36 protein-coding genes and 2 tRNA genes are annotated in these 25,087 nt (G+C 69.3%); 32 read left to right on the forward strand and 6 right to left on the reverse strand.

Features of this window, described 5'->3' with window-relative positions; translation table 11 throughout:
* Positions 1-113 precede the first annotated feature (113 nt).
* Positions 114-374 (reverse strand): hypothetical protein, encoded by a 261-nt coding sequence (locus AB0B61_RS22575; protein WP_358434932.1) that lies wholly within the window; start codon positions 372-374, stop codon positions 114-116.
* A 140-nt stretch (positions 375-514) separates the two neighbouring features.
* On the opposite strand from AB0B61_RS22575, the gene AB0B61_RS22580 reads away from it, so the two are divergent.
* Both AB0B61_RS22580 and AB0B61_RS22585 read left to right on the forward strand, forming a co-directional pair.
* Positions 515-715: a hypothetical protein gene (locus AB0B61_RS22580; protein WP_358434934.1), complete on the forward strand. Its 201-nt coding sequence runs from the start codon at positions 515-517 to the stop codon at positions 713-715.
* A 128-nt stretch (positions 716-843) separates the two neighbouring features.
* Positions 844-1,470, forward strand: a complete 627-nt coding sequence (locus tag AB0B61_RS22585; RefSeq protein ID WP_358434936.1) for a Type 1 glutamine amidotransferase-like domain-containing protein — start codon at positions 844-846, stop codon at positions 1,468-1,470.
* On the opposite strand, the gene AB0B61_RS22590 is transcribed toward AB0B61_RS22585, so the two are convergent.
* Positions 1,467-2,249, reverse strand: coding sequence for a GntR family transcriptional regulator (locus AB0B61_RS22590; protein WP_358434937.1), 783 nt, complete (start codon positions 2,247-2,249; stop codon positions 1,467-1,469). The genes AB0B61_RS22585 and AB0B61_RS22590 overlap by 4 nt on opposite strands.
* A 262-nt stretch (positions 2,250-2,511) precedes the next feature.
* Here AB0B61_RS22590 and AB0B61_RS22595 point away from each other — a divergent pair, with 262 nt between their 5' ends.
* From AB0B61_RS22595 to AB0B61_RS22725, 27 genes are all read left to right on the forward strand, one after another.
* The gene (locus tag AB0B61_RS22595) at positions 2,512-3,156 is read left to right on the forward strand and encodes a hypothetical protein (RefSeq protein ID WP_358434939.1); all 645 of its coding nucleotides are present in this window, start codon (positions 2,512-2,514) and stop codon (positions 3,154-3,156) included.
* Positions 3,156-3,335, forward strand: coding sequence for a hypothetical protein (locus AB0B61_RS22600; RefSeq protein WP_358434941.1), 180 nt, complete (start codon positions 3,156-3,158; stop codon positions 3,333-3,335). Before AB0B61_RS22595 ends, AB0B61_RS22600 begins: the two co-directional genes overlap by 1 nt.
* Complete coding sequence (locus AB0B61_RS22605; protein WP_358434943.1) at positions 3,335-3,805, forward strand: hypothetical protein; 471 nt, start codon at positions 3,335-3,337, stop codon at positions 3,803-3,805. Before AB0B61_RS22600 ends, AB0B61_RS22605 begins: the two co-directional genes overlap by 1 nt.
* An 86-nt stretch (positions 3,806-3,891) precedes the next feature.
* Positions 3,892-4,068, forward strand: a complete 177-nt coding sequence (locus AB0B61_RS22610; RefSeq protein WP_358434944.1) for a hypothetical protein — start codon at positions 3,892-3,894, stop codon at positions 4,066-4,068.
* Positions 4,065-4,421, forward strand: a complete 357-nt coding sequence (locus AB0B61_RS22615) for a sigma factor (protein WP_358434946.1) — start codon at positions 4,065-4,067, stop codon at positions 4,419-4,421. Before AB0B61_RS22610 ends, AB0B61_RS22615 begins: the two co-directional genes overlap by 4 nt.
* Before the next feature lie 136 nt (positions 4,422-4,557).
* Positions 4,558-4,815: a hypothetical protein gene (locus tag AB0B61_RS22620; RefSeq protein WP_358434948.1), complete on the forward strand. Its 258-nt coding sequence runs from the start codon at positions 4,558-4,560 to the stop codon at positions 4,813-4,815.
* Between the two features lie 28 nt (positions 4,816-4,843).
* Positions 4,844-5,047, forward strand: a complete 204-nt coding sequence (locus tag AB0B61_RS22625; RefSeq protein WP_358434950.1) for a hypothetical protein — start codon at positions 4,844-4,846, stop codon at positions 5,045-5,047.
* A gap of 26 nt (positions 5,048-5,073) precedes the next feature.
* On the forward strand, positions 5,074-5,256 hold the full coding sequence (locus tag AB0B61_RS22630) for a hypothetical protein (protein WP_358434952.1): 183 nt from the start codon (positions 5,074-5,076) through the stop codon (positions 5,254-5,256).
* Entirely contained in the window at positions 5,253-5,633 is a 381-nt protein-coding gene (locus AB0B61_RS22635) for an RNase adapter RapZ (RefSeq protein ID WP_358434954.1), read from the forward strand. The genes AB0B61_RS22630 and AB0B61_RS22635 overlap by 4 nt, the downstream gene beginning before the upstream one ends.
* 207 nt (positions 5,634-5,840) lie before the next feature.
* The gene (locus AB0B61_RS22640) at positions 5,841-6,014 is read left to right on the forward strand and encodes a hypothetical protein (protein ID WP_358434956.1); all 174 of its coding nucleotides are present in this window, start codon (positions 5,841-5,843) and stop codon (positions 6,012-6,014) included.
* A complete protein-coding gene (locus AB0B61_RS22645) occupies positions 6,014-6,136 on the forward strand; it encodes a hypothetical protein (RefSeq protein WP_358434958.1) in 123 nt (40 codons plus the stop codon). Before AB0B61_RS22640 ends, AB0B61_RS22645 begins: the two co-directional genes overlap by 1 nt.
* Before the next feature lie 71 nt (positions 6,137-6,207).
* Complete coding sequence (locus AB0B61_RS22650) at positions 6,208-6,393, forward strand: hypothetical protein (RefSeq protein ID WP_358434960.1); 186 nt, start codon at positions 6,208-6,210, stop codon at positions 6,391-6,393.
* Between the two features lie 90 nt (positions 6,394-6,483).
* On the forward strand, positions 6,484-6,612 hold the full coding sequence (locus AB0B61_RS22655; RefSeq protein WP_358434962.1) for a hypothetical protein: 129 nt from the start codon (positions 6,484-6,486) through the stop codon (positions 6,610-6,612).
* Between the two features lie 135 nt (positions 6,613-6,747).
* Entirely contained in the window at positions 6,748-6,951 is a 204-nt protein-coding gene (locus AB0B61_RS22660; RefSeq protein ID WP_358434964.1) for a hypothetical protein, read from the forward strand.
* A complete protein-coding gene (locus tag AB0B61_RS22665; protein ID WP_358434966.1) occupies positions 6,948-8,030 on the forward strand; it encodes a hypothetical protein in 1,083 nt (360 codons plus the stop codon). Before AB0B61_RS22660 ends, AB0B61_RS22665 begins: the two co-directional genes overlap by 4 nt.
* On the forward strand, positions 8,027-8,302 hold the full coding sequence (locus AB0B61_RS22670) for a hypothetical protein (protein ID WP_358434968.1): 276 nt from the start codon (positions 8,027-8,029) through the stop codon (positions 8,300-8,302). Before AB0B61_RS22665 ends, AB0B61_RS22670 begins: the two co-directional genes overlap by 4 nt.
* Entirely contained in the window at positions 8,299-8,616 is a 318-nt protein-coding gene (locus AB0B61_RS22675; RefSeq protein WP_358434971.1) for a hypothetical protein, read from the forward strand. Before AB0B61_RS22670 ends, AB0B61_RS22675 begins: the two co-directional genes overlap by 4 nt.
* The gene (locus AB0B61_RS22680; protein ID WP_358434974.1) at positions 8,613-10,889 is read left to right on the forward strand and encodes a hypothetical protein; all 2,277 of its coding nucleotides are present in this window, start codon (positions 8,613-8,615) and stop codon (positions 10,887-10,889) included. The genes AB0B61_RS22675 and AB0B61_RS22680 overlap by 4 nt, the downstream gene beginning before the upstream one ends.
* A 174-nt stretch (positions 10,890-11,063) precedes the next feature.
* Positions 11,064-11,216, forward strand: a complete 153-nt coding sequence (locus AB0B61_RS22685; protein ID WP_358434976.1) for a hypothetical protein — start codon at positions 11,064-11,066, stop codon at positions 11,214-11,216.
* Positions 11,213-11,479 carry a hypothetical protein gene (locus AB0B61_RS22690; protein WP_358434978.1) on the forward strand — a complete coding sequence of 89 codons (267 nt, stop codon included), beginning with the start codon at positions 11,213-11,215 and terminating at the stop codon, positions 11,477-11,479. Before AB0B61_RS22685 ends, AB0B61_RS22690 begins: the two co-directional genes overlap by 4 nt.
* Entirely contained in the window at positions 11,479-12,597 is a 1,119-nt protein-coding gene (gene dnaN, locus AB0B61_RS22695) for a DNA polymerase III subunit beta (protein WP_358434981.1), read from the forward strand. The genes AB0B61_RS22690 and dnaN overlap by 1 nt, the downstream gene beginning before the upstream one ends.
* Positions 12,594-13,196, forward strand: a complete 603-nt coding sequence (locus AB0B61_RS22700) for a hypothetical protein (RefSeq protein ID WP_358434983.1) — start codon at positions 12,594-12,596, stop codon at positions 13,194-13,196. The genes dnaN and AB0B61_RS22700 overlap by 4 nt, the downstream gene beginning before the upstream one ends.
* A gap of 45 nt (positions 13,197-13,241) precedes the next feature.
* The gene (locus AB0B61_RS22705; RefSeq protein WP_358434986.1) at positions 13,242-13,412 is read left to right on the forward strand and encodes a hypothetical protein; all 171 of its coding nucleotides are present in this window, start codon (positions 13,242-13,244) and stop codon (positions 13,410-13,412) included.
* A 111-nt stretch (positions 13,413-13,523) separates the two neighbouring features.
* Entirely contained in the window at positions 13,524-14,420 is an 897-nt protein-coding gene (locus AB0B61_RS22710; RefSeq protein ID WP_358434989.1) for a bifunctional DNA primase/polymerase, read from the forward strand.
* Positions 14,417-15,982: a hypothetical protein gene (locus AB0B61_RS22715; RefSeq protein WP_358434992.1), complete on the forward strand. Its 1,566-nt coding sequence runs from the start codon at positions 14,417-14,419 to the stop codon at positions 15,980-15,982. The genes AB0B61_RS22710 and AB0B61_RS22715 overlap by 4 nt, the downstream gene beginning before the upstream one ends.
* 423 nt (positions 15,983-16,405) lie before the next feature.
* The gene (locus AB0B61_RS22720; RefSeq protein WP_358434994.1) at positions 16,406-16,663 is read left to right on the forward strand and encodes a helix-turn-helix domain-containing protein; all 258 of its coding nucleotides are present in this window, start codon (positions 16,406-16,408) and stop codon (positions 16,661-16,663) included.
* Positions 16,663-17,829 (forward strand): tyrosine-type recombinase/integrase, encoded by a 1,167-nt coding sequence (locus AB0B61_RS22725; RefSeq protein WP_358434997.1) that lies wholly within the window; start codon positions 16,663-16,665, stop codon positions 17,827-17,829. Before AB0B61_RS22720 ends, AB0B61_RS22725 begins: the two co-directional genes overlap by 1 nt.
* Positions 17,830-17,907: 78 nt before the next feature.
* Here AB0B61_RS22725 and AB0B61_RS22730 read toward each other — a convergent pair.
* The 3 genes from AB0B61_RS22730 to AB0B61_RS22740 form a co-directional block, all read right to left on the reverse strand.
* Positions 17,908-17,980, reverse strand: a tRNA-Arg gene (locus AB0B61_RS22730).
* Between the two features lie 4 nt (positions 17,981-17,984).
* Positions 17,985-18,057: transfer RNA gene (locus AB0B61_RS22735), tRNA-Met, on the reverse strand.
* A 309-nt stretch (positions 18,058-18,366) separates the two neighbouring features.
* On the reverse strand, positions 18,367-18,918 hold the full coding sequence (locus AB0B61_RS22740; RefSeq protein WP_358435000.1) for a TetR/AcrR family transcriptional regulator: 552 nt from the start codon (positions 18,916-18,918) through the stop codon (positions 18,367-18,369).
* A 97-nt stretch (positions 18,919-19,015) separates the two neighbouring features.
* Here AB0B61_RS22740 and AB0B61_RS22745 point away from each other — a divergent pair, with 97 nt between their 5' ends.
* A complete protein-coding gene (locus AB0B61_RS22745; protein WP_358435003.1) occupies positions 19,016-20,002 on the forward strand; it encodes an aldehyde reductase in 987 nt (328 codons plus the stop codon).
* Between the two features lie 49 nt (positions 20,003-20,051).
* Here the strand turns inward: AB0B61_RS22745 and AB0B61_RS22750 are convergent, their stop codons facing one another.
* Positions 20,052-20,969, reverse strand: coding sequence for a cation diffusion facilitator family transporter (locus AB0B61_RS22750; RefSeq protein ID WP_358435006.1), 918 nt, complete (start codon positions 20,967-20,969; stop codon positions 20,052-20,054).
* A 137-nt stretch (positions 20,970-21,106) separates the two neighbouring features.
* Here AB0B61_RS22750 and AB0B61_RS22755 point away from each other — a divergent pair, with 137 nt between their 5' ends.
* Together AB0B61_RS22755 and AB0B61_RS22760 are read left to right on the forward strand one after the other, a co-directional pair.
* The gene (locus tag AB0B61_RS22755; protein WP_358435009.1) at positions 21,107-21,850 is read left to right on the forward strand and encodes a ferritin-like domain-containing protein; all 744 of its coding nucleotides are present in this window, start codon (positions 21,107-21,109) and stop codon (positions 21,848-21,850) included.
* Between the two features lie 225 nt (positions 21,851-22,075).
* Positions 22,076-25,087, forward strand: a complete 3,012-nt coding sequence (locus AB0B61_RS22760) for a BRCT domain-containing protein (RefSeq protein WP_358435012.1) — start codon at positions 22,076-22,078, stop codon at positions 25,085-25,087.

Genomic DNA, 25,087 nt, shown 5'->3' on the forward strand with positions numbered 1-25,087 from the left:
GCGGATCACGGCGGCCAGCAGTTGGCCGTACAGCATCAGAACACGCTGCCGTTCGCGCGCCGGGTCCGTCTCGGGAGCCGTCCAGGCCTGCGCGTAGGCGGCTACCGTCTGTGTCAGGTCGCCAGCGGGCCCGCCGCCGTCTCGACCAGGGCGCGCAACTGGGGCGCGAGCGGGCTCGGGGCCGTCGCGGGATCCGCTACCTCACCGGGCCGGCGCCGCTCCCACAGCTGGCCGATCGTCCGGCCGAGCGCCTCCTGCAGCCGCGCGGCCAGCGCGCGTTCCGCGCCGCTCGGCAACCAGATCCCGCCGGTGTAGGCGCGCTCAGCGCGGCTCAGGGCCCTCAGCGCCGCGTCGGCGGCATCCTGCTCTGTCATGACTGTCTCATCCTCCCAGGCGGCAGGCTGCAAGGGAGAATTGAGCCCAATGGGGCCCCAGAGCCGTACAGGGTGGTATGACACACAGTGACGAGCGTGCAGAGCACGCCACTTCCCGGCCAGGGGAGACGCACAACGACGTGAACGGAGCCGTCGACGGCTCCGTCATCCAGAGCGGCAATCTCGACGACCTCGGTGGTACGGACGTGGCCGACATCGACGTTGCGGCCAGCGTCAACATCCCGCCCCATGCACCGATCGTCCGCAACACCGTCACAGGTAGCGTCACCGGAGCCGTGGTGCAGGCAGGGAACGTATACGGCGGGCTGACGATTACCTGATCACTCGTCTGTTCGGCGCGCTCTTGGCGAGGGGTCTGCAGGGGCAGAGAGCGCGCCTCCCTCACCTTGCTTCGAATGAGAGGCCGACTACTGGAAGGTCCGTCCAGGTGCCCCATAGACTGCATTCCATGACTCGGACCCTCTTCCTCGCCTCGAAGTATCTAGGCGGCCTGAAAGCAGTTCTCCCTGCCCACCCGGCCGAACTCCGCACCGTCTTCATACCGACCGCAGGCACGGCCTATGCTGACGCCCCCTGGATAGATCAAGAACGTGAATGGTTGAGTCGCAATGGATTTATATTTCAGGACCTGGAATTGGCGAGGGCCGACGTGTCGCAGGTGGCGCACGTCATTGATTCAGCCGAGCTCGTGATAGTGCCAGGAGGAAATACGTACTTCCTTCTGCATCACATGCAACGTACTCGTTTTTGGGATGCCTTGAAACCAACTGAGTCCGTCTATGCGGGAGTGAGCGCCGGAGCGATAGTCACGTGCCCCGACGTAGCATATATAGACGATCTTGATGAGCGTGAGCTAGCGCCTGATCTAGCCACCACTCAAGGAGGTTGGCTAGTAGATTTCTTCGTTCTTCCGCATATAGATGATGTGCGGGTGCACGACAAGATTTCCCGAATTATCGACGGTTGGACGGCAGGTGATCGCCTGGTCACCCTGGCAGATGACCAGGCAGTTATCGTCTCTGACGGCGGGGATCGAACCGTTCGGTCCCCGAAAGTCACTCACATGATTGATTAATCCGGAACCGGGAACTCGTAGATGAACGAAGTGGTGTCACCAGCGATTACTGAGAGCATCACTTCGACTGGTTCTCCCGACTGATCAATGATCGTTCTTATAAAGTCGATTACAGGCGTTCCGTCCGGCAGTCTAAGCGCGGCGCGTTCGGGGCCCGAAGGCATTCTTGCGTGCCATTCCTCTCTGATGCGCGTGGGAGAATGACCCGCTTCGTCCAGTCGTGCGAAATCGCCTCCGGGACCTGTTTCCTCTTCCATCAACGGTGTTCCTTGGGCAATGGCAAGGGGGTAGTAAGAATCGGCGAGTTGGTTCGGTCTGCCATCGAGAAACGTCGTTCGTTTGCGCGCCCAGACGTCAGTGCCCTCGGCGATACCCAGCCGTTCCGCGACCAATGCAGGCGCTGGAGTGACGCCTAGACCGCGGATAATTCGGGTGGCCTTTCGGCCTTGATTCGTGGCTTCGGCGCCAAGGATTGTGGCTGGCTCTATGCCCTTCCAATGATGCCTGGCATATCGTTCTACGCCGTGACGCACCATTGCCGACCGTTCCCGCACGAACGACCCAAGTCCCTGCTTCGTGATCACCAGACCTTGCTGACGAAGTAGGTCGACGGCCTTCCGCGCTACAGCGAGGCTGCACAGATACTCCCGCGCCAGATCGTCATACGTTGGCAGCTGCGCACCTTGGCCAAGTTCGCCTGTTTCGATCTTGCGACGGAGATCGTCCGCCATGCGTACCTGGAGCGGGCGAGCGTCGGTGTAGTCCTGTCCCGTACTCATTCTCCCAGGATACGCGCTCTCTGCTGGTCTGCATACAGACCCCCTTGACCAGCGCGCAACGCTGGCTTATGGTCCTCTGTATGCAGACCGGCAAACCGGCAGAGCTTCATCCAGTGGAGAGATCCAGCTCCCGCGAGAGATCCGGTTTCCGGCGCGTGTAGAGGCATCGCGATGGTTCGAGTCTCAGACGCACTGCAATGAAGTGGCCCCGGCGGGTGGAGCCGCCGAGGCCGGACCATCGATCAGTTTGGAGCCCGATTCGATGTACATCCACGCTACACCGGTCGATTCCCTGGCCGGCCCCGTCCAGATCCCAGCCAACGGCGGCGCCGTCGTCGTGCTGCCTCCGTGGAAGCACGATGTGACCCGCGCGGACCTGGCGCACATTCCGCACTCGATCACGGTCGAGGCGATCACGCCGGAGTTGCGGCGCGGCAGTGACCTGCCTGCCGAGGCGACGCGTGTGGTGGTGGAGCGGCACGCTGGCCGTCTGGTCAAGGTGTGTTCCACGACCGACGTGACGCTCGCCAGTTTTGCCAGGTACGGCAGCAACCTCACCCTGGAGCGGTTGGCGCGGGGGATCGCCCGCACCTACGGCGCCGTTTACGTCGGCTGCCCTGCCTGGTGCGTGGCCGAGCATGACGGGGAGACGGCTGAGGCGCTGGAGCACTTCGGCGATGAGGCCGAGGTGCGTATGGCCGGCCAGGTCGTGTTCGTGGACCTGACCGCCGCCGTCGGCGCTGAGGCTCGGGTCAGGGCCGTGACGATCCCGGTCGACGACATCACCGACGTCCGGGAGGAGAGCCTGAGCCTGGACGAGGCGGAGGAGCTGGCGGCGGCGCTGCTGGCGACGGTCGCTGAGGCCCGCACCGGCCGGCCTCAGGCCAGGCCGCCGGCGGTGGCGTGATGGCCGCCCGCGAGCAGGCCGACGCCGCAGCATGGCTAGAGGCCCAGTACGACGAACGCCCGCACGCGGACGAGCCTTACAACGACCGGCCCTTCTTCACGCTCAAGCCTGCCGACAAGGGTGGCCGGCCCATGCACTGGACCCCCAGGAAGGGCGAGCCCGAGGGACGGTTGCCGTGATGGCCACCGACCAGATCAAGGCAGTCGGCGGGCGCTCGTGGACGGTGCAGGATGCCGAGCGGCTGCGCCGTCGGATCGTCGACGAGCACGCGCGCGGCCTGTGCGCGGTGGCCGACGGCGATGAGGTCCTGGCCGTCGTTGACGCCTATGACCGGGTCCGCGTGGAGAACGAGCAGCTGCTCGACGCGCTGCGCGCCGTCCTGGAGGCGCTCGACGTCCCGCACGCCGCGACCATCGGTGGCGAGGAGACCCGCTGCCGGGTGCTCGGCCGCCGGACGGTGCACGCCGTGATCGCGCTGCGTGCGCTCGCCGAGCCGAACGCGCGCATGGACTGGGAGATCGCTGACCTGCGCGAGCGGCTGGCCGAGCATCCGCCGACCGGCTACGTCACCCAGGAGCAGGCCCAGGCCGCGCTGGCCGAGGGCAAGACCTGGGCCGAGGCGGTCACCCCGGCCAAGCCTTCTGCGTAACAACAAGTCCTGCCGTAGACGGCGCGCCTGACCCCGCCAAGAGCTGAGCGCGCCGTCCGGCTCCACACGACATGGAGAGATCCAGCATGGCACACACTCCGCACGACAAGACCTACCGCAAGGTCCAGGCCCGGCTGGTCCACGAGGCCGCTGACGGCTTCGAGCAGCCGGACTGGGGCACGGAGGACCCGCGCGCACGTCGGGACTACGACCGGGAGTTGCGGCGCACGATGCCCGTCGACGGCAAAGGGAAGCGGCGGTGAGCCGCCCGGCCGGCCCGCAGGTGCCGTTGTCGAGTGAGGCCGCCGAGCGGGTGGCGCGGCTGTACGACCTGCACCGCAACCGTGTGCTCGCGGTCGCCAGACGGTTCACGCTCTCGCCCGATGTCGCCCAGGACGTGGCCGGCGAGACGTGGTTGCGGGTGACCCGCAGCATCGCGTCTCTGCAGGGCGCTGAGGAGAACGCGGGCGCGTGGCTGGCCACCATCTGCCGGCGGGCGGCGGCGGACTTCTACCGGCCGCGCCGCTCGTGGGAGCTGCCGACTGACTGGTCCGACCCGGCCTGGGCCGTGCGGCTGCCCGCCGTCTCGTCTGTCGAGCAGCTGCTCGGCGTCTGAGCCGTCGCCCACACCCTCGCAGGTTCGAGCCGCTCTGAGCGATGGCTGCGCATGCCCTCCCGCCCCTTGTCGGGAGGGCGTCCGGAGCAGCCGCTCCACCATCCCGACACATCCGATCAGGACAGAAGGAGATGTCATGTTCAAGTTCCTCGACAAGGTCGCCAACGCCGGAGCCGGCAGCCGGATGCCGAGCGGGACGCTCACCCGCGCCAAGGACCAGAGCGTGAACACCAACGTCCGCAACCAGCTCGCCGCTGTGGCCGCGAACCCTGGCGCTTCCCGCGTAGCGAGAAAGCAAGCGAAGGCTCAGCTGGTCAACGCGGTCGGCGAGGCGAAGGCGGAGCAGTTGGTGGAGCAGGCCGTCCACAAGGCGCGGGACTCGTTCCGCGGCTGAGCGCCACTAGCTACGCGAGGGAGCGCAGATGAGCGCGGACCGCTACCGGGTGGTCGTCAACGGCCACAGCGCCAAGAAGACCTTGACCAGGCGGGGGGCCGAGTCGTGGGCCCAACTCGCCCGCGACCACAACATGAGCGCCCACGTCGAGAAGACCAGCATCTGCCCGACGTGCGGCCTGCATGGCTGCCCTGGCGGCCGGGACTGCCCCGACGCGGGCGACGCCGCCTGAATCCACAACCGACGAAGGAGAAAGACATGGGACTGCGTAACAGGAAGTCGACGGACCCGCAGGTGGTCAAGCAGCACTGCCAGGACTGCAACGGGGTCGGCAACTGCATGAGGAAGGACTACGACCAGAAGCCCAACAGCACCGGGTCGTACCCGACCGTGGAGGTGCGGTGCGGGTCGTGCAACGGCCAGGGCTGGACGGCGGCATGACAGCCGAAGTCGTCGTCACGTCCTTCGGCCACGGGCACGCCCCGGCACCGCAGGTGGATCTGCTGGTGGATGCCCGCCGGACATTCCGCAACCCTCACCACGACCCGGCGATGCGCGAACTCACTGGCCTTGACGACGTCGTACGTCGGCACGTTCTGGCCACGCCGGGCGTGCCGGAGGTCATCGTCCACGTCGCGGCTGCCGCCCGCGCCCTGGCCGCTGCCACCGGCCGGACGGCCAACGTCGGCTGCGGCTGCACGGGGGGACGTCACCGCGCCCCGGTACTGGCTGAAGGCGTCGCCGCCGAACTGCGGGCGCACGGGGTCGCCGTCACGGTCATCCACCGGGACGTGAACAAGCCAGTCATCCAGCGCTGACGTTGCGGGTGCTCGCCTGACCCCTTCCCCAGGCCAGGAGAGCGCCCGGAGCAGCCAGCTCCACAAACGACAAGGCAACCGAGAGGAACCCATGGAATATCACCCGCCCTGCCCCGAGTGCGAGTCCACCAGCAGCACCCTGCGCGAAAACGACACGGTCGAAGTCTGTGACGACTGCGGGTGCATCCTCTGGGAGGACCTGGGCTGATGACACGCCGAGACATCGAGAGATCCGAGCTCCACATCAGTGACGCGGAGATGGACCAGCTCCGCGACCGGGCGCGCAAGGCCAACCCCCACCTCGACTCCCTCACCCACCCGGAAGCGATCAAGCAGCGCCTGGCCGCCCGGGACCAAAGCAAGAAGGCGAGGTGGAGCTGATGACCGCGAAGGACACGTGCGAAGACTGCGCAGGCACCGGCCAGATCACCGGCACGCCGGCGGCGAACGGGCTCGCCCTGGCAGCGCAGTGCCCCACCTGCAACGGCAGCGGCAAGCGCTGAGGTTGCGGATCGCGCCCGGCCCCGGCCGGGCGCGTGTCCGGAGCAGCAGCTCCACGACGAGAGGAGAGGTCATGGCCGGAATGGACCGCATCATCTACCGCAACGCGGGAGGGGGCACCGTCGAGTGGACCCGGGACCGCGATGTTCCTGAGGCCGATTATCCGGGCTGTTGGCTCTGCTTCGGCTGCAGGGAGCGGGGCCGGGGCGACAAGAACACGGCCAACAGCCACGCCACGAAGTGTCATGCCCACCTCTGACAGCTGACGTTGCGGGTGCCCGCCCGGCTCTTCCCCTGCCGGGCGGGTGCCCGGAGCAGCCAGCTCCACCACCACCGATTGGAGAACACCATGTGCGACAACCCGCAGCCCACGCCCGAGGGCCACGTCGTCAAGTGCGCCACCTGCAAGGGCACCGGCCGCGTCCTGGCCAGTACCTGCACCGTGTGCAAGGGCGTCGGCAGCGTGCTCCTCAAGTAGCGCTGACGTTGCGGATCCTCGCCCGATCTGTGCGGGCGAGGTGTCCGGAGCAGCCAGCTCCCTCCGCTGCCCGCTCCACCCCCTCAACCACCCAGCCGCCGCGGGCACCGCGGCCGACTCGATCGGAGTCTTGTCATGAACGCTGCCACCGTGCAGGCCGTCATCTGCCTGATTCTCGGCATCGTTGCCGTCGCCACCTTCATGATCAAGGGCAAGCAGTGGCCCACGTTCATCACCGCCACCTTGTTCGGCATGTACGCCGGCGCCACCACGTGGGGCGGCGCGATCACCCGCGCGGTCACCAGCATGGCCGGCCAGCTGCTGCGGAGCATGCAGTGAGCGCGCCGATCGCCATCCCTGAGCCGGACCCCGAGGACATAGCGCGGGGTCTGGCCGAGCTGGAACGCCACCTGGCCGACCGGCTCCCCGTCATCCCCGAGGCGGCCGACGTCGACAACCTGCCGCGCGAGGTGGACGACGACGGTAGCCGCCCGGCGCACACCATCGTGTCGGGCGAGACCAAGCGCGTCCGCCAGCTGCGCGCCGAAGTCGCCGAAGCGCACCTGCTGGCCGGGCTGCAAGACGACGACGCGCCGCTGCTGATCGACACGCCCAAGGTGCGCAAGCGGCGCAAGAAGGCGCGCGAGGCGGCTCGGCTGCACCTGCTGTCGCAAGATCCGGCCGCGCTGGCCTACGGCGCGGCCCGGGCTCGTCGTCGGGTGAACGCCGGCCTGGCGGTGGGGCTGGTGCTGGCGCTGGGCTGGTCGACGGCCGGGGTGCAGGCGTTCGCCTCCGAAGGCGCCGAGCCGTGGTCGCCGCGCTGGTTGTTCGCCTGGCTGGTCGAGCCGTTCATGTCGATCACGCTGCTGTGTTTCGTCGGCGCTAAAGCGTTCTTCGCCACTCGCGGCCAGCCCGCCCACGACGATGTGCTCAAGCGGATCGAATACCTGCTCCTGGCCCTCACCTTGGGCATGAACGCCTGGCCGTACCTGCCGTGGAGCCTGCCTGAGGGCCAGCAGTTCAGCTTCCCCCGCCTGGTGCTGCACCTGCTCGGCCCGGCTGTGGCCTACATGGTGGTAACGGGCTGGCCGCGAGTGCTGGCCCGCTTCGCCACCCTCGACCACGGGCTCGCCGACAGGCCCGGAGTCGGAGATCCAGCAACCCCCCTTACGGTCGCGGCGTACAGCGTGAACGCCGACCCCGAGCAAGAGCATCGCAAGCCGTTCGGCGGACTCGTCCGCGGCCTGCCCGAGCCCGTCCACCGCCAGCGCCTGCACCAGCTGATCGCTGCCGGGCAGCTGCCTCCGCAGCCGTCCGCCCGAGCGATCCAGCGCGCGCTCGGCTGCGCCACCGAGACCGCCTCCCGGCTGCGCGACGAACTCGCCCAGCCGCCCGACGACGAAGGGACCACCCGATGACCGCCACGACAACCACCCCCGACACGCCGCCCACCGTCGTCGTCGACGAGTCGCAGGCCCTCTTCGGCGGCCTGCCCGGCCAGGGCAAGAGCGCTGCTGTCCGCCAGGCGGTGGCCGAGGTCCTGGCCCGAGGCCGGGCGGCCGGCGTGCTGGTCGTGCTGACCGCCAAGAACACTCCGTCCCGCACGCAGGGCGCGGCCTCCACTCCGCCAAGAACAGTGGCCGCGCCCTGCAACCCCGCCCGCTGCAACGGACACGAGGTGACCCCATGATGACGCACAACCTGTTCACCCTCGCCCTGCTGGGGGTGCTGCTCGCGCTGCTGGCCGCCCGCCCCGACAGTCCGGCCGCGACCAGCCCGGCCCGCGCCTGGACCGACCTGCGCGCCGCCGGCGGCAAGCGCATCGCCCGCGCGCTGGTGCAAGCTCTGGCCGGAACGCTGGCCCTGACCGTGGCGGCCGCGCTGCGGACCGGCTTGTACGGCGCCGCCCTCACACTGGCCTTCCTGGCCTGCCTGGCCGCCTCCCTGGTCTCCCTCGACCGGCGGCCGGTACGGCTGCGCCGCGGACCGGGGGTGTGGGCATGAGCAGCCGAAACGACGACCAGCACCCCCTGGAAGGGGTCGTGGTCCCGCTCCACACCCGCCAAGCGCCGCCGCTGTTCCCGCCCGGCCCGCAGACGCTGACCGAGCCGTTCACCGGGCAGGAGCCCGCCCAGGAGCAGGAGCAGGAGCCGGAGCAGGGGTGGTTGGCGCGCGCCCGCCGGCAGGAGCTGCCCGACCTGCCGCCGTGGCAGATGCCGACCAAGCGGCAGGTACGCGAAAGCGCCGCGTGGGCGGCGCGGTGGAGCCTGTGGCATGCCCGCTTCCACACCCGCCGCTCGCCCCACTACCTGGCCCGGCTGGCCGGCCGCTGCATGCGCGCCTGCTGGCGGGGACTGCGCTGGTGGGCGGTGTGGCTGTACGGTCCCGAGCGGGCCGCCCACGTCAAAGCGCTGCGCCGACAGCTGCGGCTGACCGCCCGCGAGGCCCGCCACGCCAAAGTCGGGGCCGAGGCCGAGCACGCCGCACTCAGTCTGCGCGGCGCCGAACTGCAACTGGCGGCGGCGCGTAAGCAGCTGACCAGGGGGCGGCTGGCCCGCCTGGCCGTCACCGCGGTCGCGACTGGCGCCGCCTGGTTCGGCCTGCCGGGCGTCGCCGAGGCGGCCGGCTGGTGGGTCTACCCGGCCGCCGGCCTGGTGGCGGTGACCTTGGGTGCCTTCTGTGGCCGCCGCCACGACGACGAAGCCCCGCTGGTCGACGCCGCCCCGGCGGGACCGGCCCCGGTCCGCGTCGACCTGGCCGCCGAGCAGCTGAACGCCGCCTTCCGCGCCGCCGGCCTGCTCAAGGGCGAAGACGCCGCGCTGACGCTGGTCGGGGTCGGTATCGGACGGCTCGGCGACGGCTGGTCCGCCACCCTCGACCTGCCCCGCGGCGGCGGCAAGACCGCGGCCGACGCCATCACCAAACGCAACACCATCGCCGCCGAACTCGGCGTCGATGAGATCCAGCTCATCATGAAGCGGGTACGCGCCGCCGCCGGCGGCCACGCCGGACGGATAGCCATCTGGGTCGCCGACGACGACCCCTACCTGGGCGACCCCGTCCCCTCGCAGCTGATCAACGCCGAGGCGTTCGACTTCTGGACGCCGGTGCCGTTCGGCCGCGACGCCCAGGGCAACCGCATCGACATCAGCCTGCTGTGGCAGTCGGCCTTCTTCGGCGGCCTGCCCCGGCGCGGCAAGACGTTCTCCATGCGGCTGCTGGTCGGCGCCGCCGTCCTGGACGTGTGGGTGCGCATCTACCTGGCCGACGGCAAGGGCGGCGCCGACTTCCGGCCGGTCGCGGCGGTGGCGCACCGCTACGTGCGCGGCGCCGACGCCGACGCCGGCGACCTGGACGCGCTGGAGGCGATGCTGGACGAGCTCATCGCCGAGATGACCAGGCGCTTCACCCTGTTCGCCACCCTGCCCACCACGCTGTGCCCGGAAGGCAAACTCACCCCCGAGATCATGCGCAAGTACGAGCTGCCGCTGATCCTCATCGTCATCGACGAACTCCAGGAGTATCTGGAGGCGCTGGAATCGGAGCAGGACCGGCGCCGGATCATCGGCAAGATGGCCCGCATCGCCCGGCGCGGCCCGGCGGCCGGGTTCATGCCCGTCTACGCCTCCCAACGCCCGGACGCCAAGAGCGTGCCCACCAAACTGCGGGAGATCGTCTCCTACCGGTACTGCACCCAGGTCACCGACAAGACCAGCTCCGACATGGTGCTCGGCGACGGCAAAGCCAACGCCGGCGCCGATGCCTCCACCCTGTCCGAAGAACACCTCGGCGTCGGCGTGCTGGTCACCGGCCCCGCATCGCATGTGACCGTCAAAGCCGACCTGATGAAGAACCCCGACTTCGAGCACGTCTGCCAGCGCGGCCGGATCCTGCGGGAGAAGGCCGGCACCCTGTCCGGGCAGGCGACCGGCGACCTGCAAAGCGCCGAAGCGGCCGGGTTCGTCATCCCGCCCATCGTCGCCGACGTGCTCGAAGTGATGGGCCAGCGCACCCGCATCTGGACCGAAGACCTGCTGACCGGGCTGGCCAACCTGGACGAGGACACCTACGGCGACTACGACGCCAGCCAGCTGGCCGCCGAACTGGAGGCCGCCGGCGTCGTGCGATCCAGCAAGCAGGTCCGCATCGGCGACGCCAACCGGGCCGGCTACCTGCTGCGCGACATCGAAGGCGTCATCCCGCCCGAGGCCCTGACCGCCGCCCGGCCTGTAGAGGGGGACCCCTCTACCCGGACCACCAACCCCGCCCCGGCCTGACCCCTCCACGCACCTCTCACCGGTAGAGGGGGGCCGCTACACCCGTAGACGGCCCCGTAGAGGGGCGTAGCCCCCTGCGACCTGCGATGTAACGGCCGTAGAGGCCATGCCGGCATGCCCACCGCACGCCCCCAGACGCCGCGACCACCCACCACCAACCCACGGAGACAGCTCGTGAAGATCCGCATCACCGGCCTGCCCGACGAAGTCGACCACGCCGCCACCGAGATCGCCCGCGTCCTGACCGTCATCGAAACCTCCACCCCCTACCCCTGCCGCGGCAACTCCCGCCAGGTCCGCCTCTACCTGGAAGCGCGCCTGCCATGACGACCCTGACCTGGATCCGCCCCTGGTACCCGGCCGGGCCTACCGGCCACATCTACCGCGACTGCCCCCACCTTCTGCGCTGGATCTGCGAGCCGGTCGAAGGCGCCGGCTGGCTCGACCCCCGCACGGACGCCACATCCCCCCTTCAGGGCGCCCGGACGTGCCCCGGCTGCCTGCACCGGTTCGACCCGGAGCTCGCCCACGAACTCGCCACCGCCGACGAACCCGACGGCGAACCCAACGACGAAGAGGAACAGTCCTGATGAAGTTCACGATCATGGCGGGGGAGCTGGCCGACGCCGTCGGCTGGGTCTGCCACGCCCTGCCCAAACGACCCGTGACGCCCGTGCTGAACGGCATCCTCCTCCAGACCGGAGAGCTCAGCGAGGGGGAAGGGCTGCAGGTGTCGGCGTTCGACTACGACACCTCCCGCAAGGCCGACGTCGAGCTGGAGGCCCCCATCGAGGCGGGCCGGGCGCTGCTGCCCGGCCGCATCCTCGCTGAGGTGGCCAAGACACTGCCCAAGGGTGAACCGGTCGACGTCGCCGTCGACGACAAGCAGGCCGTCATCCGCTGTGGCCGCTCGGAGTTCACGCTCCCGCTGATGCCGGTCGATGACTTCCCCGCCTTGCCGGAGCCGCCGGCCACGGTCGGCAGCCTCGCCTCCAAGATGCTCGCCGACGCGATCGCCCAGGTGGCCGTCGCCGCCGGCACCGACCCCACCATCCCGAACCTGACCGGTGTCCGCCTCGAAGTTGGTGACGGCCTCATCGACCTGGCCGCCACCAACCGGTACCGGATGACGTGGCGAACCATGGCATGGTCGCCCGTGCTGGACGCCCCGGCCGAGCTGAAAGTGCTGATCCCTGCCCAAACGCTGGCCGACATCGCCCGCAGCCTCCCGCAGCACGCTCACGTCCAGGTGGGGTTGTCCAAGCAGCTGGCCGCGTTCGTCAGCGCAGGCCGGTGCGCCACGGTCCGGCTGCTCGACCCCGAGTTCTGCAACTTCCGGTCCCTCATGCAGGCCGAGGCCTCCATCGTGGCCGAGTTCGACGCCAGCGCGCTGGCCGCGGTCGTCAAACGCGTCGCGGTGCTGGCCGAGCCGTCCACCCCGGTCCGGCTGTCGTTCACCCAGCACACCATGCTCGTCGAAGCCGGAAACGCCGACAGTGGCCGCGGCTCCGAAACGGCCGACTGCACCTTGGACGGCGCCGACATCCAGATCGCGTTCAACCCGCCCTTCCTTCTCGACGCGCTCAACGTCTTCGGCGGCGGCGCGGTGCAGCTGCGCATGGCCGACCCCGTCAAGCCGGCCCTGCTCGGACGCGATGGCGACGACGACTACCGGCACCTCATCATGCCGATCAGGTTGACGCCGTGACCGGCACCGTCATGACCGGAACCATCTACCTGCTGCACTTCGCCCAGCCCTACAAGCACGCCCGCCACTACCTCGGCTGGACAACCGACCTGAACGCCCGCCTCGCCGAGCACGCCGCCGGCCGCGGCGCCCGCCTGCTGGCCGTCGTCCAAGCCGCCGGCATCACCTGGGACCTGGCCCGCACCTGGCCCGGCAGCCGAACCCGCGAACGAGCCCTCAAGCGCCAGGGTGGCGCCTCCCGGTGCTGCCCGCTGTGCGGGGTACGACCACGCCCCACCCAGACACCACCGCCAGCTCCGCCCAGGCCGCAGACCGTCGAGCCGCAGACCATCGCCCGGCCCCGCCCCGGCGACCCGGACATGCTCGCCAAGGTGGCCGCCGTGTTCCTCGACGGCGAAACCCGACTCCCCCTCAACGAGATCACCCGACGGCTACCGGTGTGCCCCGACGGCCCCCGCTTCGGCTGGGAAGCCTCCGTCATGGCCGCCATCCTTCGCCGCAATGGCGTGCTCCTACACCACCACAGCGACCAACCCGAGGTCGTCGTGCGCTCCGACCTGCGTACCGCCCTGTCCCGCCACCTGTTAACGAGCCGATGAGCGGCCGTTCTCACCCCCCGTTCCCTGCCCCCTTCGGAGACAGCCATGGACAACCTTCAGCAACTGCAAGCCGAGGCCGACGCCCTGCAGCGCCGGATCGAGGCCGACCTACGCGCCCAGGGCCTCGACCCCACCATGGGCGACTACGACCACCCCCTCAACGAACAGTGGAAAGACCTCAACGAGGCCATCCAGGCCATCCAGAACGCACCCTGACGTTGACCTGACCGCCGCCTCACCACCCCGAGCAACACCCTCCGACCAGCGATGTAGCCGCCCAAAACCCCTCGTGACCGCACCAGCACACCCACCCAGGGGAGATCAACCATGCCCGGAAACCTCGCGCCCTACGCGCTGGCCGCCGCCGCCCGCGGCTGGCACGTCTTTCCCGTCACACCCGGCGACAAAGTGCCGCTCAAGGGGATCAGCTGGAAACGGCAGGCCACCGCCAACCCCGAAGTGATCCGCCGCATCTGGGCACGCACGCCCTACAACATCGGCATCGCCTGCGGCCCGTCCCGCCTGGTGGTCGTCGACCTGGACGTGCCCAAGCCGGGCGAGCAACCGCCTACCGGTTGGGACCTGCCCGGCGTCAGTGACGGCGCCGACGTGTTCGCCCTGCTGTGCGAGCAGACCGGCCAGCCGGTCCCGTGGGAGACCTTCTCCGTCCGCACCCGGCGCGGCGGCCTGCACCTGTACTTCACCGCCCCCGACGGCACCCGCCTGGGCAACACCTCCAGCGATCGGGGCAACGGGCTCGGCTGGAAGATAGACACCCGCGCGGCCGGCGGCTACGTCGTCGGCCCCGGCAGCATCGTCGACCTGCCCGACGGCGCCGGCACCTACCAGCCACTCCACACCCCGGACCCGGCACCGCTGCCCGGCTGGCTGGCCGAACGACTCCGGCCGGCGCCGCTACCGCCGCAACGCCCCGTCGTCGTCCCTCTGCGTACCGGCCGGCGCGGCGCCTACCTGGACGCCGCGATCCGCGCCAGCCTGCACGCGATCGCCGCCGCGACCGAAGGCAGCCGCAACACCACCCTGTACGGGGCAGCGGTCGCGCTCGGCCAGCTGGTCGCCGGCGGCGCCCTTGACGACACCGCCACCGAAACCCTGCTCCTGGACGCCGCCGCACGCGCCGGACACCCGCCAGGCCCGGCCCGCACGACCATCCGCTCCGGCTTCCGAGCAGGCGCCCGCCGGCCCCGGAGCGTGCCTGCATGACCGACTCCACGCACGTGCACGTCGGATCCGGCCCCGAAACCATCCGCGTCCTCAAAACCGCGCTGGCCGACCGGCTACTGCCCAACACCTACGTCTCCGGCGGCGACTTGACTCACATGGAAACCGTCTCCGGCGGCCAGAGCAGCCCGGCCGCCGACGAAGACTCACCCCTGCCCGTCACCGCCAGCACCATCACCCCGGCCACCCTGGCCGGGCTGCTGGCCGAACACGCCTACGTCTACCGGCTACGCGCCCGCAGAACTAAGGACGGTGGCTCAGAGATCTACGAGGAGGAGGTCACCCCACCCCGCGACATCCTGGCCTCCGTCCTGGCCGGCAAGACCTGGCCCGATCTGCCACCCCTGCGCGGGGTGATCGGCGCGCCGGTGCTGCGCCGTGACGGCACCCTGCTACAGGCCCCCGGCTACGACCCGCCCACCGGCCTGTACCTGGCCGCCAAAGTCACCCTGCCGCCCGTGCCCGACCAGCCCACCCCCGACCAGGTGGCCGACGCCCGCGACTTCCTGCTCAACCGCTTTCTGCGCGACTTCCCCTGGTCGAGTGCGGCCGACCTGGCCAACTACGTCGCGCTGCTGGCCACCCCGATCCTGCGGCACTTCACCCGCAGCCTGACCCCGTTCGCGCTTATCGACGCCACCATGCCCGCCTCCGGCAAAAGCATCCTGACCGGCGGCCCCGGCATGCTCTACGGCCAGCGCGTCATGCCCTGGGCCTACGCCGAAGAAGAACTCCGCAAAAGCATCACCGCCGTCCTGACCGAACAAGTCGGCGTCGTCGTCTGGGACAACCTCGCCGAAGGCACCGTCATCGACTCGCCCACCCTGGCCCTGCTCGTCACCGCCGGCGTCTGGTCCGACCGCCAGCTCGGCGCCTCCCGCAACATCGCCACCGTCAACGACCGGCTCTGGATGGCCACTGGCAACAACCTCCAAGTCGGCGGCGACATGGCCTCCCGCACCGTCCGCGTCCACCTCGACCCCGACATGCCCCGCCCCGAACAACGTGACCAAACCCAGTTCGGCATTCCGCACCTGGACCAGTGGATCACCGTCCCGGCCAACCAGCACACCGTGCTCTGGCACCTGCTGGTCCTGGTCCTGGACTGGACCAACGCGGGAGCGCCGCGCGAGTCCGGTCTGTCCATGCGGCAGTTCACCCCGTGGGCACAGCACCTGGGCGGCTTCCTGGCCCACCACGGCCTCTACGGCTTCCTGACCAACGCCGCCGACGTGCGCGGCATCGACGAAGACGAAACCCGCTGGCGCGCCTTCCTGGCCTGCTGGCACACCCTGCACGCCAGCAAAGCCATGACTGCTGCCGAGCTCCGCCGCTCCGGCGAACCCGACCGCGTCGGCTACGACGAGCACGACCGCTGGGACGGCCAGTTCATCACCACCCACACCGGCCGCCTGCCCAACGCGCTCGCCCTCGGACGGCTCCTGGCCGGCCAGGTCGGCCGCTGGCGCGGCGACTACGTACTCCGCTCGTCCAAGAACGACCGAGGCGACCGCAACGTGTTCTGGGTCGAGTGCCATGCCTGACCGAAACCTGACCCTGGACCGAGAAGCGCTGAAACATCTCCCCATCTCCGCATCTCCGCAAACATGCCCTCCACCAGCACAAACACTTGCGGATATAGACCCGGTCAAAAAATCTCCATCTCCGCAACTCCGCAGTTTTGCGGAGATGGAGGCCGTTTGCGGAGATGGACTTGGTCCAAAAATTTTTATCTCCGCAAGAGTTTCCTCAGCTCAAACAAGATCATGCGGGGATGCGGAGATGCGGAGATGTTTCAGCCCCACGCGCTAGAGAGCCACCCGACCGACCCACAAGAACCACCGAAATCAGCAGGACCGAAACCCCCAGGCCAGCACTACTGACCCAACACAGAAGGGCGGCCCGGCTCACCGACCAAGCAGCGCCAGGATCGCCACCACCTCCCACGTAGGAAGGCACCACCCGTCATGACCACCCAGGCCACCGCCACCCAACCCGGCCCCGTCAACGACCTGGAGCTGTACGAGATCCCCGACGCCATGCGCCTGCTCAAACTCAGCCGCACTGTCATCTACGAGCAGCTGCGCACCGGCCGCCTGCGCTCCGTCTGCCAGGGCCGCCGCCGCCTCATCCCCCCGTCCGCCATACGCGACTACATCACCCTCCTGGAAAGCGAGGCCCCGGCCCGACCGGCCGCCGGCGACGGCAACGAGGCGAGCAACTGATGGCCAAGCGCAGAAGCCGCGGGGACGGCGGACTCCACTGGGACGACAAGCGCCAACGATGGATCGCGTCCGTAACGGTCGGCTACACGCCTGCCGGGAAGCGGATCGTGAAGAAGGGCAGCGGCAAGACCAAGACCGAAGCCAAGAACAAGCTCAAAGAGGTTCTCAGAGATTACGAGGACGGCCTTGCTATCGCGCCGGGTGACTATACCGTCGAACGGGCCGTGAACGACTGGCTGGCTTACGGGCTCAACGGACGCGGCAAGCGCACTACAGACCTCTACACGCAGCAGTGCCGAACCCATGTCATTCCTGCGTTGGGTGCGCGAAAGCTCCGTAACCTCGGCGCCGAAGACGTGGACAAGTGGCTCGCCAACAAGGCGAAGACACTGAGCACTCGGACCTTGCAGATCATCCATTCGTGCCTGAATCGTTCGATCAAGCGCGCCATGGCCCGCGACAAGGTCAAGCGAAATGTCGTGGACCTGTGCTCAGTGCCCAAGGGGAAGGACGGCCGCCCGTCCAAGTCGCTGACCTTCGCACAGGCAGAAGCCGTACTCAAGGCCGCCGAAGGCACGAGAATGCACGCTTACATCGTGCTGGCCCTGCTCACCGGAGCGCGTACCGAGGAACTCCGCGCACTTACCTGGGGTCACGTGGACCTGGAAGGCAACCCAAAGGTGACGCCGGCCATACCGCCGTACATGGCCGTGTGGCGCTCTGTTCGGGAAGGAGGGAAGACCAAGACGAAGAAGTCCCGGCGGACGCTGGCTCTGCCCAGGCGCTGCGTTGAAGCGCTACAGCGGCACCGAGACCAGCAGGACAAGGACCGTGAGGCCGCCGGGAGTCGCTGGAAGGAGCATGGGCTCGTGTTCACTTCCCTGGTGGGCACCGAGATTGATCCGTCCAAGTTGCGACGTGACTTCCGTAAGGCCATCAAGGATGCGACAGGAGTGGACCCGGCAGAGTGGACGCCCCGCGAGTTGCGGCACAGCTTCGTCTCGCTGCTCTCCGACCACGGCATCCCTCTGGAGGAGATTTCCAGGCTGGTCGGCCACAGCAGTACGGCTGTCACAGAGGCTGTCTACCTCCAGCAAATCCGTCCGGTACTCCAAGGCGGAGCCACAGCGATGGACCGCATCTTTGATCAGGATCCAGAAGCTTAGTCACGCAAATAGTCACTCAGAGGATCATGAAGGCCGCTCTGGAGGTTCCGGGGCGGCCTTCGACCTGGTGTTTCGCGGTGCCTTCGGCCGGACTCGAACCGGCGTCCTCCTGCTCCGCAAGCAGGCGCGCTCTCCACTGCGCCACGAAGGCCCGGTAGCGGGTGTGGGGATCGAACCCACCTGGGGCGGCTTATGAAACCGCCGGGCACACCAGCACCCTCACCCGCCATCGGGGAAATCATCGGGGGAAACAAAAACCGCCCAGACCGTGTGGTCCTGGGCGGCGGCTCGCTGACCGTGACGTCAGTGACGAAGACCCCAGGGCATACGGCCATGGCGGACCATATGACCGTGGCGCATCGCGTCGCTGCTGAGGTTCTTCATGTCGAGAAGCATGCCGGACAGATCATCGCCGGGCAACGCATTTATTCACTGAGCCGGTGGCATCGCCACCAGCGGCTCGCTCTCGCAGAGCAGGGCGCGGACGTCGGCCCACGCCGGCAACGGCTCGCAGGCGCGGCGACCTCTCGGTGGACCTCAGACGCGCAGCAGGCGCAGGCAGAGCCGCTTGAGGGTCTCGCGCAACTCGTCGTCGCCCAGGTGGGTGAGGCGGCGGATCGCCGGACCCAGGTCGTTGGCCATGAAGTACGCCGCCTGCTCATCCGCTGTCGGCTGGTCGCCGAACAGCAGGTGGAGGCCGCGTTCGGCCTGATCGTCGAGGGTGCGCCTGATCCGGTCGTGCCGGCGCAGGCCCGGATCGGTGTGGCTCAGCGGCGCGATCGCGCGGTTGGCGATGACCTGATCGACGAACCCGTCGACCAGGTACTCCATCCGGGCCCGCTTGCCGCGGATCGTCTCGGCCGTGTCCAGCATCGCGTCGAACGCGGCGATGCTGACGTCGAGGAGCGCTTCCAGAATCTCGATCTTGGTGCGGAAGTAGTAGTAGACGTTGGCCTTCGTCACGCCCATCGTGTCCGCGATCAGCTGTAACGACGTCGCGTCGAACCCGTGCTCGACGAACAGCCGCCGAGCGGTGTCGAGGATCGCCTGCCTGGTCTTCTCTGCCTGCTCGGCTCGGGTCGGCGACATGCGGCGATGGTAGCCCACCGGTTGACGGCCGCGCCGCTCTGTGTTGTCATTTCATTAGCCGATCGGCTAATGAAATGGATGGCGGGAGGGGAGAGCAATGACAGAGACAGTTCTGGTGACAGGTGGGACCGGATTCGTCGCCGGCTGGTGCGTCGCCGAGCTGCTGCGGCGCGGCTATGACGTGCGCACCACCGTACGCAGCCCGGCGAAGAAGCCCACTGACCCCGGCGGCCGGTTGACGGTGTTCGTCGCCGACCTGACATCGGATGCCGGATGGGACGCGGCGGTGGCGGGCTGCGACTACGTGCTGCACGTGGCCTCGCCGCTGGGCGGAGGGAGCTCCAAGGATCCGGACGAGTTGATCGTGCCCGCTCGGGACGGGGCGCTCCGGGTCCTGAAGGCCGCCACCAAGGCCGAGGTCAAGCGTGTGGTGATGACGTCCTCGTGCGCCGCCGCCACCCCGCCGCGCGACAGCGAAGGCGGCGTCTTCGACGAAACCGTCTGGACCGACGTCGAAGGCGAGCCGCTCAATGCCTACCGGAAGTCGAAGGTGGTCTCCGAGCGCGCCGCCTGGCGATTCATGGCGGACTACGAGGGGCCCACCACGTTGACGACGGTCCTGCCGGGCGCGGTGTTCGGCCCGGTGCTGTCGGCGGACAACCTCGGGTCCGTACAGGTGATCGGGCGTCTCGTGGACGGGCGCATGCCCGGCGTTCCCCGTCTGGGGTTCAACATCGTGGACGTACGTGATCTGGCCGATCTGCACCTGCGCGCGATGACCTCGGCGCGGGCGGCTGGACAGCGCTTCATCGCGGTCGGCGAGTTCATGTGGCTGGCCGACGTCGCGAAGGAGCTCCGCTCGAAGCTCGGCCCGGCGGCCGGCAAGGTGCCCACGCGGGTGCTGCCGGACGTCCTCTTCCGGTTGATCTCGCTTTTCGATCCCGGGGTACGGGCGGTGCTGCCGAACCTGGGGCGGAAATACCTCCACACCTCGGAAAAGGCTCAGCGCCTGCTGGGGTGGCGCCCACGACCCGCCGCCACGACCGTCGTCGACTGCGCCGAGAGCCTGCTGGCCGCACGCTGACCTGCCTTCCCGACACGTTGACCCGCTTTCACGGCAGATCGACCTGCTTTCACGGCACCCGCTCCGGTGGGGTCGGCTGCAGGTACACCGCCGACGCGATCGAGACCTGCTCCCTGATCCGCCGCTCCGTCTCCGCCAGCGCCTGCGCGGCCCCGTCCACGTCGCCCGACGAGTGCATCGTCACCCGGGCGGCGATCAGCAGGTCCTCCGGCCCCAGGTGCAGGGTCCGTACCTGGGCGAACGCCTGGATGGACGGGTCGCCGTCCAAGACCTTCTCGATGGCGTCCTGAACAGCGGGCGTGGCCGCCTCACCGATGATCATGCTCTTGGTCTCCCTGGCCAGCGTCACCGCCACCGCGACCAGCAGCAGCCCGATGGCGATCGAGCCGAGGCCGTCGAAGACGGAGTTGCCGGTGAGCACCGTCAGCCCGACGCCGACGAGCGCGAACACCAGCCCGGCCAGCGCCGCCGTGTCCTCCAGCAGCACCACCGGCAGCTCGGGCGCCTTCGCGTCGCGGATGAACCCGGCCCACGACCGGCCACCGCGCACCCGGTTGGAGTTGCGTACGGCGGTGCGCAGCGAGAGCGATTCCATGACGATCGCCGCCACCAGAACCCCGACCGCCCACGGCCAGCTCTCCAGCGGATGCGGATGGGAGATCTTCTCGTACCCCTCGTACAGGGCGAACAGCCCGCCCCCGAAGAACAGCACGAGTGATACCAGGAAGCCATAGAAGTAGCGCTCACGCCCGTAGCCGAAGGGGTGATCGGCGCTCGGCTCCCGCTTGGCCCGCCGCCGCCCGAGCATGAGCAGGCCCTGGTTACCTGTGTCGGCGATGGAATGGATGCCCTCGGCGAGCATCGCCGAGGAGCCGGTGAAGAAGAAGGCCACGAACTTGGTGGCCGCGACTCCCACGTTGGCGGCCAGCGCCGCGAGAGTCGCCTGATGTGATCCGTCGCCGCTCATGCGGCCCCCTCTACCCAGGTGGCGGGAATCTTGACATCCGGCGGTCCACGGCCCTGCGACTGCTGGCCGACAATCTGCACGAAACCTCGACGATCACCCACACGTTTTATCCACAATCCGTTCGTACGGTGAATGCCATGAAAAAGGGTGCCGACGTCACCGCCTGGGTGGCGGAATTCGAAGCGGCGGCCGAGCGGCGGCGCACCGACGGCGACCCCGACTGGGGGCGGGGCGCGTGTCTCCACCGGGCGGTGATGGCGAGCATCCAGCGCTTCCAAGTCGGCGAGAGCGGCGACGGCGCTGGCCTGATCGGCAAGGCGGACAGAGCCGGGGACGGCACTGGCCTGATCGGCGAAGCGGACAAAGCCGAGAACGACGCCTACAGCGCGGCGGTCCGCCTCTTCGTCGCGGAAGAGCAGAACCACGCCCGTCTGCTCGCCCACCTGCTGGCCGCGGCGGGCGCGCCGACCCTGGCCGGGCACCGGAGCGACACCGCCTTCGTACGGCTGCGCCGGATGCTGGGCTTACGCCTGGAGCTGATGGTCCTGATGATCGCCGAGGTGATCGCACTGCGCTACTACCGAGCCCTGCGGGACGGCGCGGGCGATCCACTCGCCACGGACGTCGCCGCCCGCATCCTGGCCGACGAGCAGCGCCATGTCCCTTTTCACTGCGGGCGCCTCAGCCGCTCGTTCCGCCACCTGCCCACCGCGCGCCGCGCCGTACTGGCGGGCGGCTGGTGGTGCCTGATGCTCGGCACGGTGACCGTGGTCGCCGTCGATCACGGTCTGGCCCTGCGCTGCCTGGGCCTGTCCCGGAGCCGCTTCGTCCGTGACGTACTCACCTTGTTCGGGGGAGCCGTCTCGGCGTCCGTACGGTGAGCGCGGCATTCGACGTTGTCCCGCCGGAAACCTCGTTACGATCATTCGGGTCTCGCGTCCAACCCCTTCGCCGCGGTCCGTGCCTCGGAGGCGGCGGCCGCGGGGTCCGGGGGCGGCCTGCTGGGCAGGATGTTCGGCTGGCTCGGGCGATTGTCGCGCTGAAAAGGGAGCGGACGCCATGAACAAGGGGCGAAGTGTCGGTCATATCCGTTACGGTCGCTTGGCATGATCATCAGTGGCAGCACGATCGTGCTGGCCGGGCGGTTCAGCCGGGTTTCGAAGGATGAGGCCAAGCACGGCCTGGAGCTGTTGGGCGCGAAGGTGACCGCGTCGGTCTCGGCGAAGACGGATCTGGTCTTCGCCGGGGAGAAGTCGGGTGCCAAGGCGGGTCCGGCGGCGGTGCGCGGCGTTCCGATCTACGACGAGGACGCGCTGGTGGCCCTGCTGGAAGGCAGGGAACCCGGCACCCGCCCGCCATTCACCGCCGTCCTGGACGAGCCGATGGGACCCGGCGAGGCCCTCGACATTCTCAAGAACGCCGACTGGTCCGCGTTCTGCCCGGAGCGCGACACCGTGCCGCTGCGGGACGCCCTCCACGCTCTGGAACGCGCCCACGGCGTCACCGACGCGCACCGCCTCGCGACCGCCCGGCTCCGCGACGCGGGTGCCGCGCTGCGCCACTCCGACGTGCACCACGGCCAGTTGAACGGCCACGCACTGAGCCCGGACGGCCGCCATCTCGCGGTCGGCAGCTGGACCGGCGAAGACTACGACCAAGGCGGGGTCCTGCAGGTCTTCGAGGTCGCCACCGGCCGCTGCGTCCACGCTATCGACGGCATCATGGGCGGCATCGGCTTCGAGAACTACAGCCGCAGCCTCCAGTGGTCGGCGGACGGCAGGCGGATCGCGCTGGAGTACAACACCAACGCGACCGGCGTGTGGGACCCGTTCGGCACCGCCCGCGAGCCGATCGCAGACGCCTTCTTCCTCGGCTCCGGCAGGCCGCTGGGCATGGCCTTCGCCCCAGAGGGCAGGCGCGCGTTCGTCTACGGAGGCGAGTCGGACTTCCTGCGCAACGTCATCGTGGCGATGCACGAGGGCTCGGTCGCCGGGCCACCGGACTCCCACCCGGAGGGAACGGAGCCGATCGAGTTCAGCGGACCATCGCGCGAATCCTGGAGTGACGAGCCCGAGTTCATCCTCGGCCGGGCGTTCTGGTCGCGCGACGGTTCCCGGGTCTACGGAGAGGCGGGGAACGCGTACGCGGCGATCTCGCTCGATGTGGAGAAGCGGCAGGTCTCCTGGACTCTGGACCTGGAAGAGGATCAGGACGCGCCGCCGCCCGAGTGGAGCCTGGACGAACGGCTCCTGGCCTACCAGCGCGGCGAAAAGCTCGTCATCGCCGACGCGCTGACGGGTGGGACCACGGCGGAGCTTCCGGGCTATCCGGGCGCCGACGTCCTTTGCTGGGGGCCGGGCGGCCGGCTGGCGGTGGTGGACCCGGCCGGTGGGACCGTCGGGATCATCGACGCGACGACCGGCGAGCACCGCCACGACCTGAACATTCAGGTGGCCACTTCCAACCCGCGCGGCTGGGACGCCCGGTCGTGGGCCTGGTCGCCGGACGGTGAGCGGGCCGCCTGTGTCACCGACGAGGGGCGGATCGAGATCTGGTCGCTCGGTGAAGCCCCCGAACGGCTGCGTGTCCTGGACGGCGTCCGGCGTACCGTCGGCCAGTGGGAGTACGGCTTCGGCCTGGAATGGCCCGCCGCCGACGTGCTGATCGCGATCGGCGCGCACGCGGTGCGCTTCCTACGCCCCGAGACCGGCGAGATCATGGCCGACCACCCCTTCCACCACGCCCCGTCAGCCCGTCGCCCGCTCTTCCTGGCCGGTCGTGACCTCGGCGACCGGCTCCGGCTCGACCCGACGTTCGCGCTGGACGAGGACACCTGGGCGGTGGCGTTCGAGGACGGCACGGTCATCGCGCCTCCCGACCGGGACGACGATCTCGACGGCCGGCTTTGCTGGACCGTCGACCGCCGCTTCGCCTGGCCGTTCCATTGGGGTGACCAGAGCGTCTTCCCCGACACCGCCCGCGCGGGAGTAGGGGCAGCCTCGCCGGAGACCGAGCTGCTGCTGAAGCCGTTCCGGGGGCGTGACAGCACGGCGAAGGCGACGGGGACATGGCCGCCGCCCGACACCGCCACCGTCACCGATCTGATCACGGTAGTCGTGGGCACGCTCGTCGACCTGACCGTTGAGCATTCGGTCGTTTACGAAGACTGGATCGTCGACACGTACCAGCAGCTCGCGATGATCCGCGCCCGGCGGGGCGAGGCCGCCGAAGCCCGCGACCTGGCCCTCGCGATGCCGGAGCACCGGCTACGTCTCGGACATCTGGCGCGGGTCGCGCTCGCGCTCGGCGCGGCCGGCTTCGCCGCCGAGGCCGCCGCCGTCTTCCCCTACGCCGACGACGATCTTGCGCAGGTGAGTGATGGGGCGGACCTGGCGGCGGTCGCCGGGGCCTGCGCGGTCCTGGGGCGGCATGAACGCGCCGAGCGGTGGTTCGCCGCCGCGCGCGAGGCCGCCGACGCTGACCGTTCGAACTGGGAGGTCCGGCTGCCGTTGGTCTGGGCGCTCACCGAGTGCGGCCGGGAGCGGGAGGCCCGCGCCGTGCTGGACGAGGGCGCCGGCACGCCGAGGGACCGGTACCACGGCGTGCCCTGGCTGGTTTGCCTGCTCAGGCGGGGCGAGAGCGAGCTGGTACGCGAGCTGATCGGGGAGCGCAGCGAGCCGGAGGACCCGAACAAGCGGCACGAATATGGCGTGCGCTGGTTCGACGACTGGACGGCGGCCCGCGCGCTCACGCTCAACGGGCAGCCGGATCTGCTCCAGCTGTGGGGCGACATCAACCGCTGTTGGGTGTCGGATCACCTGCCGATGGCCGAACGGATCGCGGCCGAGGGCAGGCCCGCCGGCCCGACCGACGACCAGCTGACCGATCTCGCCGCCCAGCACGCCGGGCTCGCCAACCTCCCCAAGGCGGCGAAGCGCCGCGAGTCCGCACATGTGGCCCGGAAGGCTGCGGAGTGCGGCCACGTCAGCGCCGTGCTCGACCTGCTGCCCGGCACGGGCGAGGCCGGCAACTATGGGCTGGACAGCAACACGCGAACCTGGGTCGCCTTCAGCGCCCTGCGGACCATCGCGATCGGCGTGGACGTGGACATGTGGTGA

The sequence above is a fragment of the Nonomuraea sp. NPDC049158 genome (assembly GCF_040648335.1).
Lineage (GTDB): Bacteria > Actinomycetota > Actinomycetes > Streptosporangiales > Streptosporangiaceae > Nonomuraea.